Origin of the sequence: Azospirillum baldaniorum, assembly GCF_003119195.2 — a bacterium.
In the GTDB taxonomy this organism is placed as follows: Bacteria; Pseudomonadota; Alphaproteobacteria; order Azospirillales; family Azospirillaceae; genus Azospirillum; species Azospirillum baldaniorum.
Map to the genome: position 1 here is coordinate 2736089 of NZ_CP022253.1, position 14710 is coordinate 2750798.

The window sequence follows — 14710 nt, forward strand, 5'->3', positions numbered from 1 at the left end:
CTGAAATGATAATAGGTATGCACGTGCATACTTGACAAGCCCGGATGGCGCTGGCAAGTATGTACGCACATACATACCGGGCGCCGCCCAACCCGCGGACCCCCGGACCCCACTTTGGGACACCCCAACGTGGGACCCGATTTTTGAATCGAGAGGGCACCGCATCATGACCACCGCCGATCTGTTCACGCCGCTGCGTCTTGGCTCCATGGAGCTGCCGAACCGCGTCATCATGGCGCCGATGACCCGCAGCCGCGCGGGCGAGGGCAACGTCCCCACTCCGCTGATGGCCGACTATTACGGCCAGCGCGCCTCCGCCGGCCTCATCATCACCGAGGCGACGCAGGTCTCGGCCACCGCCCAGGGCTATCCCAGCACGCCGGGCATCCACACCGACGCGCAGACGCTCGCCTGGCGCCGCATCGCGGAGGAGGTCCACGCCAAGGGTGGCCTGATCGCCGCGCAGCTCTGGCACGTCGGCCGCATCTCCCACACGGAATTCCAGCCGAACGGCGCCCTGCCGGTCGCCCCCTCGGCCATCGCCGCCGCCGGCGAGTCCTACACCAGCAAGGGTCTGGTGCCCTTCCCCACCCCGCGCGCCCTGGAGACCGACGAGATTCCCGGTCTGGTCAAGGCCTTCGCCGACGCCGCCAAGCGCGCGGTGTTCGACGCCGGGCTGGACGGCGTGGAGATCCACGGCGCCAACGGCTATCTGATCGACCAGTTCCTGCGCGACCGCAGCAACAAGCGCACCGACCGCTACGGCGGCGGCGTGGAGAACCGGGCGCGCTTCCTGTTGGAGATCGTGGACGCGGTGACCACCGCCGTCGGCCCCGGCCGCGTCGGCGTCCGTCTGTCGCCGACCGGCACCTTCAACGACATGGCGGACAGCGACCCGCGGGCGCTCTACACCCACGTCACCGAGGTGCTGAACCCCTTCGGCCTCGCCTTCCTGCACGTCATCGAAGGTCAGCCGGGCCACCACATGGCCCCGCCGGAAGGCGCCCCGCACCTCGCGGCGGAGTTGCGCCGGATCTTCAAGGGCCCCTTCATCATCAATGGCGGCTACAGCAAGGAACAGGCCGAGGCGGCCATCGCCGCCGGCGCGGCGGACGCGGTGAGCTTCGGCGAGCCCTTCATCGCCAACCCGGACCTGCCGGAGCGTTTCCGCCGCAACGCGGCGCTGAACACGCCGGACAAGGCCAGCTACTACGGCGGCGACGCCCGCGGCTACACCGACTATCCGGCGCTGGAAACGGCCGACGCCTGATCCCTCTCCCCCGCGGGGATTGCCCCCGATCCCCGCACCTCAAGGCCGGGACCCGCAAGGGTTCCGGCTTTTTTCATGAAAGCCGGCAGCTCTATCGCGGCAGAAGTCCGGAGGTCACCACGGCACGGCCAGCCGGTCGGCCTCGGCCAGCATGCCGAGCCCATAGAGCACCAGATCATCTTGAAGCGTAAAAAGCTTGCAGCGGAACTTGCAGGGTTTCTTCAGACCAGCCTCCGCATAGGCGGTCAGTTCGACATCCGAAGGCCACGCGCTGTGCGCAGCACTCGTGACCATGCCGCACAGGATGTGGCCATGAGCCTGCTGAAAGTCCGCCGACGAGAGAACCAGCGCGGGCCGCCGCTTGGCTGTACCGAGGTCCGTGAAGGGAAAGGGAAGGACCACCACGGACCAGCGGTCAAAGATCATCGAACGCCTCGTCGTCCTCGGGCGAGGCCCATTCCGACAGACTGCCTTCCAGCGCTTTCAGATAAGCGGTATCGACGATGGGCGCCTTGCGGATCACCGCCTGCCCGTCCTTCACGGAAAACAGGATCGGGTCTCCTTCCTTCAAGCCCAAGGCATCGCGGACGTCCTGGGGAATCAGCGCCCTGTTGTCGGCGGCCAGCCGCGAGATGTGCATTGCCGTCTCCATCACCCGGTGCTCCACGACAGTAGCACCGGCGGCCACGACCGCCCATCCCAAACGAAAAAGGCCGCGCCCGGAGGCGCGGCCTTTCGCGTGTCGGCTGGGCCGAACGGTCAGCGCGAGTAGAACTCGACGACCAGGTTCGGTTCCATCTGGACCGGGTACGGAATGTCGGCCAGCAGCGGGACGCGGACGAAGCGGCCCTTCAGGGCGCCCGTGTCGACTTCCAGGTAGTCCGGGGTGTCGCGCTCACCCGAGGCCGTGGCCTCGAGGATGAGGGCCATCTGCTTGGACTTGGCGCGCACCTCGATGGTGTCGCCTTCCTTGATCTGGGCCGACGGGATGTTCAGGCGGCGGCCGTTGACCAGGATGTGGCCATGGTTGATGATCTGGCGCGCGGCGAACGGGGTCGGCGCGAACTTCATGCGGTAGACCACCGCGTCCAGGCGGCGCTCCAGCAGGCCCACCAGGTTCTCGCCGGTGTCGCCCTTGCGGCGCACGGCCTCGGCGTAGATGCGGCGGAACTGCTTCTCGCCGATGTTGCCGTAGTAGCCCTTCAGCTTCTGCTTCGCCATGAGCTGCAGGCCGTAGTCGGACGGCTTCTTGCGGCGCTGGCCGTGCTGGCCGGGGCCATACTCACGCTTGTTGATCGGCGACTTGCCACGGCCCCAGAGGTTGACGCCGAGGCGGCGGTCGATCTTGTACTTGGACTGTTGACGCTTGGCCATTTTGGTCCTCGATGGAACACGAGTTGGTTTTGTCCCGGTAGTTCCGCGGAACAGGCCGCGGACGGGGCGCAAACAAGAGGCACGCCCGCTTTCCCAGGAGTGAAGGCGCGCACTATACGGATTCGGCGCGCCTTGTCAAACCATGAGTCGGGTCAAACCATGAGTCGTGCCGGACCACGAAGCCTCAGCAGCACTCGTCCTCGAGCTGGCGCAGCATGGCCAGACCTTCCTCGTCCTCGTATTCCTCGAAGAGGTCGGAGATGTAATAGACGTTGGCGCAGAGCAGGCACAGCCCGTCCGCCTGACGCTTCAACGGATCGTCGGCCACGGCCAGCTTCGCCCGGAAACGTTCCCAGAAGGCGTTGGTCTTGGCCGGGTCGTCGATGTGCATGTACAGGCGCTCGATGATGCGGCGGGAGTTGCCCTCGCAGTCGATGCCCTTGAAGGAGACGTAGCGGTCGGGAGTGTCGGTTGCGTCCACGGTCGTGCTTCCTGCGGAAGAGGGTTGTGTTGACATCCCTCATCGCGGAAGGCGGGTCCAGGAACAAGACCCGCTGCACGAACGGCGGGCGGATGGCGTGAACGGCGGGAGTGCTGCGCGAACGGTTCGCGCTCTTACCATTCAGGCGGCCCATTCAGGCGGCGTCTGACAGCTCTTCCTCGGTGAACTCCAGCAGCGTGTTCAGCCGCTGCGGGGTCAGCGCCTCGATCCCCTCGTGCCACATCACCTCGCCGAACAGGGCGTGCAGAGCGGCAAGGCGCTCCGGCGCCATTCCGGTCAGGCGGTCGCCGTAATACTCCACCACGAGCTGGTCCACATAGGCGTGGTCGTCGTCCAGGAAAGCCATGGCCGTATCTCCTCGTCATCGTGGCGCCCACCCGATGCGGGCGCCGGCCATGGCTTTGTTCTACGCCTGCGGCGGCACCGGACGATTGAGGCGGATCAACCGGCATGGGATGTCACAGGCCTGCGCGAACAACCCTGATGCGCGTGAGGAGAAAGGCTAAAGGGCCAACAGCTTCTTCAACTGCTCGATCCGCCCGCGGCTGACCGGCACGCGGGGAGAGCCGGGGGCGGCCATGACGAAGACGGCCCGCCCGTCGCTGCGGTCGATGGCCTGGGCGTGGCGCAGGTTGACCAGATAGCGGCGGTGCGCCCGCACGAATTGCCGCCCGTCGAGCCGTGCCTCCAGCTCCGACAGGGAGAGCGAGCAGAAGAAGGCCCCATCCGCCGTGTGGACCCGCGTGTAATGGCCGTCGGCCTGCACATAGACCGCGTCGGCGGGGTCGATCAGCACCACACCCTGGCGCGTCGTGATCGGCAGTTTCACCAGCGGCGTGACCGGTTCGGGCGCCGCGTCCGCGGACGACGGCGGAACCGGCTCGGGAAACGCCTTCCCGTTCACCTCGAACAGCATCAGGGCCAGCGCGGCCCCGCCGCCCGGGGGCAGGGCGGTGGCCTTCACCACAATGGTCCGTCCCGGCAGGGCCACCATCATGGAACTGGCCGCCGCGGGGGAGTCCGGGTCGTGCGCCGCGGCCAGCAGCAGTTCCACCTTGGCGCGGCTGCCCGGCGGGTGCAGGTCGTGCAGGCTGGCCCCCAGCAGCGGACGGTCGCGCCCCAGCATCCGCGCCACGGACGCGTTGACCGACACCACGCGCCGGTCGCCGTCGAGCAGGACGAGGCCAACGTCCATATGCTGCAAGGTGTATTCCATGGGGCAGTATAGGCAGCGATTGGCCCCGGAAGGGAAGAGGTTAGGGAAGAGGGTTACGGTTCGCCCTTGCGCCGTCCGGTCAGCGCCGCGACGACGCCGTGGAAGGTGCGGACCTCCTGCTCGGTCATCTGCATCCGCTCCAGGGCGTTGCGTAGCGTGCGGACCATGGAGGGGCGCTTCTCCGGCGAGGTGAAGAAGCCGGTGCGGTCGAGGTCGCCTTCCAGATGCTCGAAGAAGTTCACCAGCTCCGCCTTGGTCGCCGGGCGGGTCTGGCCGGTGTGCAGAACGCGGTCGGGTGGGGTCTCGCCGGTCTGGAACCACTCATAGCCGATCAGCAGGACCGCCTGCGCCAGATTGAGCGAGGAGAAGGCCGGGTTCAGCGGAACGGTGATCAGCGTTGAAGCCAGCGTCAGGTCGTCGTTGACCAGACCGGTGCGCTCCGGCCCGAACAGCACGCCAGTCTTGTGCCCGGAGTCGACATGGGCGCGCAGCTCCGTCGCGGCGACGCGCGGGGTGACGAACTCCTGGATCATCCCGCGGGTGCGGACGGTGGTGGCGAAGACCACGTTCAGGTCGGCCACGGCCTCCGCCGTCGTGTCGTAGAGCTTGGCCCCATCCAGCACCGGATCGGCGCCCGACGCCGCGGCCACCGCCTTCTCGTTCGGCCAGCCGTCGCGCGGCTTCACCAGACGCAGCTCGGTCAGGCCGCAATTCAGCATGGCCCGCGCGCAGGCGCCGATGTTCTCGCCGAGCTGGGGCTGCACGAGGATGATGGTCGGGCCGCCCAGGACGGAGGGCCGGTTGGGGTCTTTGCCGGAGGTCATGATCTGAACTTTGGTCTCAGCTTCGCGGTGTTGCGCCGCCTTTAAACAGCTTGAATGTGTAACTGTCCACCAGCGCCTCCATCGACGCCTCGATGATGTTGGTGGAGACGCCCAGCGTCGACCATTCCTGCCCGTCGCCGTTGCGCGAGCGTATCAGCACGCGCGGCATGGCGCCGGTGCCGTCCTTGGCGGCCAGGATGCGCACGCGGTAGTCGGACAGCTTCACCCCGTCGAGCAGCGGGTAGAGCGGCTCCAGCGCCTTGCGCATCGCGGTGTCCAGCGCGTTCACCGGGCCGTTGCCCGACGCCACCTCGTGATACTCCTTGCCGCCGATCTTGACGCGGACGACGGCCTCGGACTCGACCACCAGCTCGCCCTTGGCGTTGTAGCGGCGCTCGTCGGTGACGTGGAAGCGCTTCAGGGTGAAATAGTCCGGCACCTCGCCCAGCTCGCGGCGGACCAGCAGCTCGAAGCTGGCCTCGGCGGTGTCGTAGGCGTAGCCCTCGGTGTCGCGCTGCTTCACGATGTCGAGCAGGCGGTTCAGCCGCTCGTCCTTCGGGTCCACGGCCATGCCCATCTCGCGCAGCCGCGCGATGACGTTGGAACGGCCCGCCTGGTCCGACATGACGATCTGGCGGCGGTTGCCGACCGCCTCCGGCTCGACATGCTCATAGGAGGACGGGTCCTTCTCCACGGCGGAGACGTGCAGCCCGCCCTTGTGGGCGAAGGCGCTGGCGCCGACGTAGGGGGCGTGGCGGTTCGGCGCGCGGTTCAGCCGCTCGTCGAACTTGCGGCTGATCTCGGTCAGCAGCGGCAGGTCGGCGGGCTTGATGCCGACGTCGCAGCCCATCTTCAGCATCAGCGACGGGATCAGCGACACGAGGTTGGCGTTGCCGCAGCGCTCGCCCAGCCCGTTGATCGTCCCCTGCACCATCCGCACCCCGGCGCGCACCGCGGCCAGCGAGTTGGCGACGGCGTTCTCGGTGTCGTTGTGGCAATGGATGCCCAGCCGGTCGCCGGGAATGCCGTGCTCATCGATCACTTGCCGGACGATCTCGTCGATCTCGTGCGGCAGCGTGCCACCGTTGGTGTCGCACAGCACGACCCAGCGCGCCCCGGCCTCGTAGGCGGCCTTGATGCAGGAGGCGGCGTAGGCCGGGTTGCGCTTGTAGCCGTCGAAGAAATGCTCGGCGTCGAACAGCGCCTCGCCCTTGGCGGCCTTCAGCGCGGCGATGCTGTCGGCGATCAGCTCGATGTTTTCCTCGCGCGGGATGGCCAGCGCGACGTCGACATGGAAGTCCCAGGTCTTGCCGACGATGCAGACGGCGCGCGCCTTCGACTGGATCAGGGCGGCGAGCTGCGGGTCGTTCGCGGTGCTGCGGCCCGGACGGCGCGTCATGCCGAAGGCGGTGAAGGTCGAGCGGGCGAGATCCGGCGCCTCGGCGAAGAACTGGTCGTCCGTCGGGTTGGCGCCGGGCCAGCCGCCTTCCACATAGTCGATTCCCAGCCGGTCGAGGTCGCGGGCGATGGCGATCTTGTCGGCGACGGAGAAATCCACGTCCTGGGTCTGCGCCCCGTCGCGCAGCGTCGTGTCGTACAGATAGATGCGTTCGCCCGTCATTGCCGCCGCCCGAAGATATTGGTCGCCCGAAGGAAGGTCATAGGACTGTCCGGAGGGCCGGAAGAATGGACGATGCGCTTCGCCATCTCAATGCTTTTGATCGAACCCGCCAGGAATGCGGGGCTTTGCCGCTCCGGCCATAGGCGCGCAATGGAGGTAATAGGACAAATGTACTGACCGAATAAACCATCGTCTGTGCTACACAGCCGCCCCTCTGCATGGCGCCCATCTCACGGGTGCGGTACTCTTTTCTGGCCGGATGCCTGTTGATCTGTATGATCACCGGCCTTTGTGAACGGATGGATTGGACACAGTGACTCCCGCGGGTGACGACGACCAGGACAAGCTCGTCATGGTGATCGATGACGAGCGGACGGTTCTGCAGGCCCTCAATCTCCTGCTGGAGATGTGGGGGTACCGGGTCGTCACCGCCGAAAGCGAGGGCGAGGCCGTCGACCGCCTGTCCGTCGCAGGGGAAACGCCGCACGCCATCCTGGCCGACTACCGCCTGCGCGAAGGGCGCACCGGCGTCCAGGCCATCGACCGCATCCGGGCGGAGGCCGGGGCCGAGGTGCCGGGCGTCATCATCACCGGCGACACCTCCACCGAAGGGCTGCGCGACGCCCGCGCCCGCGGGTTGACCGTTCTGCAGAAGCCGGTGCTGCCGCCCCATCTCCAGGCGGTGCTGACCAAGGTGCTGCGGGAGCAGCCCGCCGGCACGGCATGACGGGCCGGACCGGCATGGACCTTCCGTTACCACCGGCACCCCCCGCGCCACCCAGGCCAAGGCACAACGAGCCGAAGCGCAAGCGCACCGCCGTTCCCGACGGACGGCTCTTCCGCTCATGGGAAAGCTGGGTGGTCTTCGGGCTGGGGCTGCTGCTGACCGGCCTCGCCTGGTGGTTGCTGACCGAGCAGAACCACCGGCTGGCCGAGGCGCGCTTCCGCGCGCTGGCCCGCGATCTGGCCGGTGACGTCACGGCGCGGCTCGACACCTATGAACAGATGCTGCAGGGCGCCGTGGCGATGGTGGACGCCGGCGGCGGGCAGGTCAGCCGCACGGAATGGCGGGCCTACGTCACCGGCCTGCATGTGGAGGACCGCTATCCCGGCATCCAAGGCATCGGCTACGCCAAGCGCGTGAAGGCGCCCGACCGGGAACAGCACGAGGCGGCGCTGCACGCCGCCGGCTTCTACAGCTACCGCGTGACGCCGGAAGGGGAGCGGCCCGAATATTTCCCCATCATCTACATCGAGCCCTTCGCCAGCCGCAACCTGCGGGCCTTCGGCTTCGACATGCACGCCGAGCCGACCCGCCAGGCCGCCATGGAGCGCGCCAGGAGCACCGGCACCGCCGCGGCGACCGCCCGGCTGCGGCTGGTCCAGGAAACCGAGGAAGACGTGCAGCCCGGCTTCCTCATCTATGTGCCCGTCTACGACCAAGCCCTGCCGCTGACCACCGCCAACGACCGGCGCGAGGCGCTGCTGGGCTTCGTCTACAGCCCCTTCCGCGCGCACGACCTGATGCGCAGCATCATGGGCCAGGGTGCGTCCCAACTGCTGGACATCCGTGTCCATGACGGGACGGAGGCCACGTCGGACTCCCTGATGTTCGATTCGGCGATCGCCCAGGACGCCGCTTTTCAGGAGGTTCTCTACGTCGAGGTGTTCGGCCGTCCCTGGACGCTCGTCCTGTCCGGCACCCACGCCTTCGAGGAAAGCGTCGCCAGCGCCACGCCGCGGGCGGTGCTGTTCGCCGGCCTGATCATCACCTTGCTGCTGGTCGCCACCGTCAACTCCGTGCTCCAGGACCGCGACCGCATGGCGGAGTTGCGCCGCAGCTACGACGCGCTGGCCCTGGCGCGGGCCGAGGCGGAGCAAGCCAACGCCGCCAAGTCGCGCTTCCTCGCCGCCGCCAGCCACGACCTGCGCCAGCCGCTCCAGACGCTGGGCATCTATCTGCACATGATCGGCGAACAGGCGGACAGCCCCCGGCTGCGCAAGCTGGTGGACGCCGCCCGCGACGGGTTCGAGGCGACCCAGCGCCTGCTGAACTCGCTGATGGACATCGCCACGCTGGAAACCGGCGTGATCAGCCCGCAGCTGTCCGAACTGGACCTGCCCGTCTTCCTGGAGCGCATCTGCGAGGAAGGCCGGCTGGAGGCCGCCGGCAAGGGTTTGGGCTTCCGCGTCACCTGCGGCGGCGCCCGCGTGACGACCGACCCGGCGATGCTGGAGCGGATCGTCCGCAACCTGCTGAGCAACGCGCTGAAATACACCCACAGCGGCACCATCCGGGTAACCTGCCGGCAGGCGCGCGGCTTCACCGCCATCAAGGTGCAGGACACCGGCCCCGGCATCCCGCAGGACCGGCTGCATCTGATCTTCGAGGACTTCTACCAGATCGGCAATCCGGAGCGCGACCGGCGCAAGGGCCTTGGCCTCGGCCTCGCCACCGTGGCGCGGCTCAGCCGGCTGCTCGGCTACCGGGTGCGGGTGCTGTCGCGCCCGGGGCGCGGCGCCATCTTCCTGGTCGAGATTCCCGACGAGGCGCCGGCCCCCGTCAGACCACCGAGACCGTGACCTCCGTGGCCTGACACCCTGCGGTCCTTTTGGCAATCGCCGACGCCGCGTTGCCCCGGCACGGCCGGGACCAGCCGCGGCGGACCCGGCGGGTCACCGAGTCGGCGATTGCCAAATCCCGGACCGGATCAGGCCGTCGCCGACCGCGCCGACCGGGCGCGCATCAGCATCCACACCGCCGACACGCCGGCCAGCTTGGACGCGAGGCTGGCCGCCCAGACCGCCGGGTCCCAGATGCCGAGCATGCCGAAGAACAGCGCCGTGTCCACCGGCACCGACAGGGCGGCGCTGATCCACAGCCGGTCGCGCAGCGGGCGGCGGGTGACGGTGAAGACGCCCCAGTCGATCAGTTCCGACACCGCGAAGGCGGTGACGCTGGCCGTCGCGACGAAGGGGTCGGCCAGCAGGAAGGACAGCAGCGTGGCGGCCAGCATGGCGGCCAGCGACCAGTGGCCGTAGCGGACCTGGACCATGTCGCGCAGAATGAAGATCAACCCGGCCCAGCAGGACCACACGAGGTCGAGATGCGGCGCCAGGCTGAAGGCGTAGTTGATGGCGAGTACGCTGCCAATGTAGGCGGCGAGCCAGAGCATGACGGAATCCTCCAAAAGCCACCCGCGGAAATACGGGCGCGAACGACGGCGCCACCCGCGTGAATGCGAGCGCTCCGCAGCGGTCTTGTAACAGGTTCAGGTCATCGCCGTGAACCCTTGCGTCGTGAACCCCAACGTCGTGAGCCCTCGGCGCGCGCCGGTGCGGACGGAGCGCAACCGGCAAGAACGGCTTACCACCATCTCGGTCCCCCGAATGCGCCACCGTCCCTAGCGCGTCCGGACGATGCCCTGGCGCGTTCGTTCGGAGAGGCGAAACGAAAGAGACCCCGAAAGGTGAGGGCGATGGCGGCGGCGGGCTTATCAATTGGAATGGGCAACACACGGGATCATTCCCTGGACGCGGCGCGCAGCCTGCTGATGATCCTCGGCGTGCCCTACCACGCGGCGCTGATCTACACGCCGGGCTACGACTGGGTGATGAACTCCCCCGACGGCATCGCCTGGATCGGGCTGTTCGCGGACTTCATCCACAGCTTCCGCATGCCCGCCTTCTTCCTGATCTCCGGCCTGCTGATCACCCACAGCCTGCGCCGGCACGGGCCGCGGGAGGTGCTGACCTCGCGCGCCTCGCGGTTGCTGGTGCCGCTCGTCGCCATGACGGTGACGCTGAACGTCGCGCAGCTGTGGATGGAAAGCCGCGCGATCGACCCTGGCCTGACCGCCGCGGAGTTCATCACCCAGACCATTCCCACAGCCTTCTGGAGCGGTGGGCTCGTCTATCACCTGTGGTTCCTGGTCGAGCTGTTCATCAGCGTGCTGGCGCTCTGCCTCGCCTACCCGCTGCTGGTCGCGCTGCACCGGCGGCTGGCCGAGCGCGCGCCGGGGCTGGCCCGCTGGCTGGCCGATCCGCCGGACTGGCTGCCGCCGCTCCTGCTCAGCCTCGTCATGATGGGAGTGCTGGGCTTCGACAACATCTCCGACCTGCTGGTGACGCCGCTGGTGCCGACCAACTCGACGGCGGTGAGCATCGTCACCTCGGCGGGCTTCTTCACGGTCGGGGTGCTGATCGCCCATTGGCCGGGCGGGGCCGCTCGCTACGCCAAGGCGAGCTGGGGCGTGGCCTTGACCTATCTGGTGTGCTTCGCCATCCACATCGGCATGGTCGGGGTGGAGAAGCCCATGCCGGTGCGCTTCCTCGACGAGGCGCTGCGCGCCATCGCCGCCTGGTCGGCCTTCCGCTTCGTCCTCGGCCTGACGCAGTCCTTCTTCTCGGCGGAGAGCCGCCGGGTGCGGGCGCTGTCACAGGCCTCCTACACGATCTACCTGCTGCACCATCTGGTGGTCATGGCCGCCGGCTTCGCCCTGCTGGCCGTCACCGCACCGCCGCTTCTGGAATTCGCCGTGATCACCGCGGTCGGCCTGTTCGTGCCGCTGGTGGTCCATCACGGGCTGGTGCGCCGCTCGCCGGCGCTGCGCTTCCTGATGAACGGCGTTCCGCCGGGGGAAGCGAAAAAGCAAAGCGGTCCGGCGCGCAGCCGCGAGGCGATGGCGCGCCGGACCGGCTAGAGCGTTACGCCCGCTTCCAGGTCGTGCCCTGCGGGCCGTCCTCCAGAACGATGCCGAGGTCGGCCAGCTCCTTGCGGATGCGGTCGGCCTCCGCGTAGTTCTTGGCCTTGCGGGCGGCCAGACGGTCGTCGATGCGCTGCTGGATGTCGGCGTCCGACAGGGCGGCGGCCCCCTTCGGCGCCCAGCGGAACCACGCCTCCGGATCCTGCTGGAGCAGGCCCAGCGCCTCGCCGGCGGCGCGCAGCGCGCCTTTGGCGGCGGCCTTCCCGGCCTCGCCCGTCGCCTTGTTCACGGCGGAGGCCAGTTCGTGCAGGTGGGAGATGGCGAGCGGGCTGTTGAGGTCGTCCTCCAGAGCGGCCAAGACATCGAAGGGCAGTTCGGCGTCCGCCGGGGCGGGCTCGCCGCGCAGCGCCTGATACCAGCGGTCGAGCGTCGCCTTGGACTGCTTCAGCCCCTCGCGGGTGAAGTCCAGCGGCTGGCGGTAATGGGCGCTCAGCAGCGTCAGGCGGATGGCCTCGCCGGGGAACTCGTCCAGCAGGTCGTGCACGGTGAAGAAGTTGCCCAGCGACTTGGACATCTTCTCGCCCTCGACGGTCACGAAGCCGTTGTGGACCCAATAGCGGGCCAGCGGCTCGCCGCCGTGGGCGCAGCGGCTCTGGGCGATTTCGTTCTCATGGTGCGGGAAGATCAGGTCCAGCCCGCCGCCGTGGATGTCGAAGGTGACGCCCAGATGCTCCTTCGCCATGGCCGAGCATTCGATGTGCCAGCCCGGCCGGCCGCGGCCCCACGGGCTGTCCCAGCCGGGCTGGTCGTCGGCGCTCGGCTTCCACAGCACGAAGTCGGAGGAGTCGCGCTTGTAGGGGGCGACCTCGACGCGGGCGCCGGCGATCAGTTCATCCAGCGAGCGGCGGGAAAGCTGCCCGTACTCCGCCATCGACGGCACGGAGAACAGCACGTGCCCTTCCGCGGCATAGGCGTGGCCGCGCTCGATCAGCAGCCCGATCAGCGCGACCATGTGCGAGATGTGGTGCGTGGCGCGCGGCTCGATGGTCGGGCGCAGCGCGTTCAGCGCGTCCATGTCGGCGTGGTAGAGGTCCGCTGTGCGCTTGGTCAGCGCCTCGATAGGCTCCCCGCTGTCGCGCGAGCGGTCGATGATCTTGTCGTCCACGTCGGTGATGTTGCGGACGTAGGTCACCGCCGGGTACAGCCGCTGCAGCAGCCGGAACAGCAGGTCGAACACCACCACCGGGCGGGCGTTGCCGATGTGCGCGGTGTCGTAGACCGTGGGTCCACACACATACATGCCCACCCGGTCCGGACTCATCGGCTCGAAGCGTTCCTTGCGGCGGGTCAGCGTGTTGTAGAGGTCCAGCGGCACGGCGCCCTATCTCCTGTGAAAGGTTCATCCCCCTCCCCCGCCCAGCGGGGGAGGGCCGGGGTGGGGGAAAGGACTCTAGGCCGTCTCTCCCGCGAGGCGTTTTTCCGCGCGGGTTCGGCCGATCAGGGGTAGCAGGTTCTTCAATTCCGGTCCATGGTCCCGCCCGGTGAGGGCCCGGCGCAGGGGGAGGAACAAATCCTTGCCCTTCCGACCCGTCTTCGCCTTCACCGCACCCGTCCAGGTGCCCCAGGTGGAGAGGTCCCAAGGCTCCTCCGGCAGCAGGGCCGCCGCCTCGGCCAGGAACGCGGGATCGTCCGCCGCCGGGGCGACCGGGGCGTGGGTCACCGCCCACCAGTCGCGGGCTTCGGCGACGCGCGACAGGTTGGGGCGCACCGCCTCCCAGAAGGCGGCGTCGGCATCATCCAGACCGAGCGCGGCCAACTCCCCGGCGACCCGCTCGAAGGGCAGCAGGTGGAGGATGCGGGCGTTCAGCCGCAGCAGTTCCTCCGGGTCGAATTTCGGGGTGGCACGGGACACCTTGGCGATGTCGAACTCGGCCACCAGCTCGTCCAGCGTCAGCCGCGGCTCGATGGCGTCGGAGGTGCCGAGCTTGGCGAGCAGGCTGGCCAGCGCCATCGGCTCGATCCCCTCCTCCTCGCGCAAGGACGCCACGGACAGGCTGCCCAGCCGCTTGGACAGGCCCTGTCCCGTCGCGTCGGTCAGCAGCGGCAGATGGGCGAAGACCGGGACCACTCCGCCACCCTCACTATTCGTGAGCGCCTCGAAGATCTGGATCTGCACCGCCGTGTTGGCGACGTGGTCCTCGCCGCGAATGACGTGGGTGATGGCGAGGTCGGCGTCGTCCACCACGCTGGTCAGGGTGTAGAGCGGCCGCCCGTCCTCGCGGATCAGCACCGGGTCGCTGAGAGCCGCGCCCTCGAAATGCACCGGCCCGCGCACGAGGTCGGTCCATTCGACCGGCGTGTGCTCCAGCTTGAAGCGCCAGTGCGGCTTGCGCCCCTCCGATTCGAGGCGGGCGCGGTCAGCGTCGCCCAGGCGGAGCGCCGCGCGGTCGTAGATCGGCGGACGGCCCTGCGAGACGAGGCTGGCGCGCTTGAGGTTCAGCTCCTCCGGCGTCTCGTAGCAGGGGTAGAGCCGGCCGCTGGCCTTCAGCGCCGCCGCCACCTCGTCGTAGCGGCCGTAGCGGTCGCTCTCCCGCGCGAAGCGGTCCCAGGTCAGGCCGAGCCAAGTCAGGTCCCGCTCGATCCCCTCCGCGTATTCCGGCTTGGAGCGCTCCTCGTCGGTGTCGTCGAGGCGCAGCAGGAAATTGCCGCCCGCCTTGCGCGCGAACAGCCAGTTGACCAGCGCGAGGCGCACATTGCCGACATGGAGGAGACCGGTCGGGCTGGGGGCGAAGCGGACGGCGACGGACATGCGGGCATCATTCGAAAGTCGGGAACAGGGCGGCAGTCGTAGCACGCCGCGCGCCGGTCCGAAAGACGCCCATCAGGCGTCACGGGGGCCTATCGCGTTCGGAGAAAAACCCCTCTCCCGCCCCGGGAGAGGGTGGCGCCGAAGGCGCCGGGTGAGGGTCGTCCGAGGATCAAGACACCAGCCCTTGGCGACACCCTCACCCTTCCCACGCTGCGCGTGGGCCCCTTCCCTCTCCCGGGACGGGAGAGGGGATATCAAGCGCGGCCTCCACCCCTCCACAATTTCCGGCGCGAATGGATTGTTTCGAATGAAACAATTCTTGCGCGGAGCGGTGGCGGAGGCGATGCTGTCCCCCTGTGCGGGTTTTCGACCCGCGAAACCAATTGGA

15 protein-coding genes are annotated in these 14710 nt (G+C 68.5%); 4 read left to right on the forward strand and 11 right to left on the reverse strand.

Features of this window, described 5'->3' with window-relative positions; all coding sequences use genetic code 11:
• Window positions 1–166 precede the first annotated feature (166 nt).
• Window positions 167–1270, forward strand: coding sequence for an alkene reductase (locus Sp245p_RS12905; protein ID WP_014239504.1), 1104 nt, complete (start codon window positions 167–169; stop codon window positions 1268–1270).
• 114 nt (window positions 1271–1384) lie between these two features.
• Here Sp245p_RS12905 and Sp245p_RS12910 read toward each other — a convergent pair whose 3' ends face one another.
• The 8 genes from Sp245p_RS12910 to cimA all read right to left on the reverse strand — a co-directional run bounded on the left by Sp245p_RS12910 (window position 1385) and on the right by cimA (window position 6807).
• Entirely contained in the window at window positions 1385–1696 is a 312-nt protein-coding gene (locus Sp245p_RS12910; protein WP_041810905.1) for a type II toxin-antitoxin system PemK/MazF family toxin, read from the reverse strand.
• Entirely contained in the window at window positions 1686–1958 is a 273-nt protein-coding gene (locus tag Sp245p_RS12915; protein WP_129557170.1) for an AbrB/MazE/SpoVT family DNA-binding domain-containing protein, read from the reverse strand. Before Sp245p_RS12915 ends, Sp245p_RS12910 begins: the two co-directional genes overlap by 11 nt.
• A 71-nt stretch (window positions 1959–2029) precedes the next feature.
• Window positions 2030–2644: a 30S ribosomal protein S4 gene (rpsD, locus tag Sp245p_RS12920; RefSeq protein WP_014239501.1), complete on the reverse strand. Its 615-nt coding sequence runs from the start codon at window positions 2642–2644 to the stop codon at window positions 2030–2032.
• A gap of 184 nt (window positions 2645–2828) precedes the next feature.
• On the reverse strand, window positions 2829–3125 hold the full coding sequence (gene cowN, locus Sp245p_RS12925; RefSeq protein WP_014239500.1) for a N(2)-fixation sustaining protein CowN: 297 nt from the start codon (window positions 3123–3125) through the stop codon (window positions 2829–2831).
• Between the two features lie 154 nt (window positions 3126–3279).
• On the reverse strand, window positions 3280–3492 hold the full coding sequence (locus Sp245p_RS12930; protein ID WP_014239499.1) for a hypothetical protein: 213 nt from the start codon (window positions 3490–3492) through the stop codon (window positions 3280–3282).
• Between the two features lie 156 nt (window positions 3493–3648).
• On the reverse strand, window positions 3649–4341 hold the full coding sequence (locus Sp245p_RS12935) for a PAS domain-containing transcriptional regulator (RefSeq protein ID WP_244947718.1): 693 nt from the start codon (window positions 4339–4341) through the stop codon (window positions 3649–3651).
• Between the two features lie 74 nt (window positions 4342–4415).
• Window positions 4416–5186, reverse strand: coding sequence for an RNA methyltransferase (locus Sp245p_RS12940; protein ID WP_014239496.1), 771 nt, complete (start codon window positions 5184–5186; stop codon window positions 4416–4418).
• 16 nt (window positions 5187–5202) lie between these two features.
• Window positions 5203–6807 carry a citramalate synthase gene (gene cimA, locus Sp245p_RS12945; protein ID WP_014239495.1) on the reverse strand — a complete coding sequence of 535 codons (1605 nt, stop codon included), beginning with the start codon at window positions 6805–6807 and terminating at the stop codon, window positions 5203–5205.
• A gap of 352 nt (window positions 6808–7159) precedes the next feature.
• Here cimA and Sp245p_RS12950 point away from each other — a divergent pair, with 352 nt between their 5' ends.
• Both Sp245p_RS12950 and Sp245p_RS12955 read left to right on the forward strand, forming a co-directional pair.
• Window positions 7160–7534 carry a response regulator gene (locus Sp245p_RS12950; protein WP_129557171.1) on the forward strand — a complete coding sequence of 125 codons (375 nt, stop codon included), beginning with the start codon at window positions 7160–7162 and terminating at the stop codon, window positions 7532–7534.
• 131 nt (window positions 7535–7665) lie between these two features.
• Window positions 7666–9390 (forward strand): CHASE domain-containing protein, encoded by a 1725-nt coding sequence (locus Sp245p_RS12955; RefSeq protein WP_211114920.1) that lies wholly within the window; start codon window positions 7666–7668, stop codon window positions 9388–9390.
• 128 nt (window positions 9391–9518) lie between these two features.
• Here Sp245p_RS12955 and Sp245p_RS12960 read toward each other — a convergent pair whose 3' ends face one another.
• On the reverse strand, window positions 9519–9983 hold the full coding sequence (locus Sp245p_RS12960; RefSeq protein ID WP_014239492.1) for a preQ0 transporter: 465 nt from the start codon (window positions 9981–9983) through the stop codon (window positions 9519–9521).
• A 330-nt stretch (window positions 9984–10313) separates the two neighbouring features.
• Between Sp245p_RS12960 and Sp245p_RS12965 the strand changes: the two genes are divergently transcribed.
• Window positions 10314–11510 (forward strand): acyltransferase family protein, encoded by a 1197-nt coding sequence (locus tag Sp245p_RS12965; protein WP_014239491.1) that lies wholly within the window; start codon window positions 10314–10316, stop codon window positions 11508–11510.
• Between the two features lie 4 nt (window positions 11511–11514).
• On the opposite strand, the gene cysS is transcribed toward Sp245p_RS12965, so the two are convergent.
• Window positions 11515–12888 (reverse strand): cysteine--tRNA ligase, encoded by a 1374-nt coding sequence (gene cysS, locus Sp245p_RS12970; RefSeq protein ID WP_014239490.1) that lies wholly within the window; start codon window positions 12886–12888, stop codon window positions 11515–11517.
• A 75-nt stretch (window positions 12889–12963) separates the two neighbouring features.
• Window positions 12964–14322 carry a glutamate--tRNA ligase gene (gene gltX, locus Sp245p_RS12975; protein WP_014239489.1) on the reverse strand — a complete coding sequence of 453 codons (1359 nt, stop codon included), beginning with the start codon at window positions 14320–14322 and terminating at the stop codon, window positions 12964–12966.
• Between the last annotated feature and the right edge of the window lie 388 nt (window positions 14323–14710).

Excerpts from the sequence above, each read along its gene's own strand:
- Sp245p_RS12910 (WP_041810905.1), bottom strand. The coding sequence starts at position 1,696 with ATGATCTTTGACCGCTGGTCCGTGGTGGTCCTTCCCTTTCCCTTCACG.
- gltX (WP_014239489.1), bottom strand. The coding sequence starts at position 14,322 with ATGTCCGTCGCCGTCCGCTTCGCCCCCAGCCCGACCGGTCTCCTCCAT.
- Sp245p_RS12905 (WP_014239504.1), top strand. The coding sequence starts at position 167 with ATGACCACCGCCGATCTGTTCACGCCGCTGCGTCTTGGCTCCATGGAG.
- cimA (WP_014239495.1), bottom strand. The coding sequence starts at position 6,807 with ATGACGGGCGAACGCATCTATCTGTACGACACGACGCTGCGCGACGGG.
- Sp245p_RS12965 (WP_014239491.1), top strand. The coding sequence starts at position 10,314 with ATGGGCAACACACGGGATCATTCCCTGGACGCGGCGCGCAGCCTGCTG.
- Sp245p_RS12930 (WP_014239499.1), bottom strand. The coding sequence starts at position 3,492 with ATGGCTTTCCTGGACGACGACCACGCCTATGTGGACCAGCTCGTGGTG.
- Sp245p_RS12940 (WP_014239496.1), bottom strand. The coding sequence starts at position 5,186 with ATGACCTCCGGCAAAGACCCCAACCGGCCCTCCGTCCTGGGCGGCCCG.
- Sp245p_RS12950 (WP_129557171.1), top strand. The coding sequence starts at position 7,160 with ATGGTGATCGATGACGAGCGGACGGTTCTGCAGGCCCTCAATCTCCTG.
- Sp245p_RS12935 (WP_244947718.1), bottom strand. The coding sequence starts at position 4,341 with ATGGACGTTGGCCTCGTCCTGCTCGACGGCGACCGGCGCGTGGTGTCG.
- rpsD (WP_014239501.1), bottom strand. The coding sequence starts at position 2,644 with ATGGCCAAGCGTCAACAGTCCAAGTACAAGATCGACCGCCGCCTCGGC.
- Sp245p_RS12960 (WP_014239492.1), bottom strand. The coding sequence starts at position 9,983 with ATGCTCTGGCTCGCCGCCTACATTGGCAGCGTACTCGCCATCAACTAC.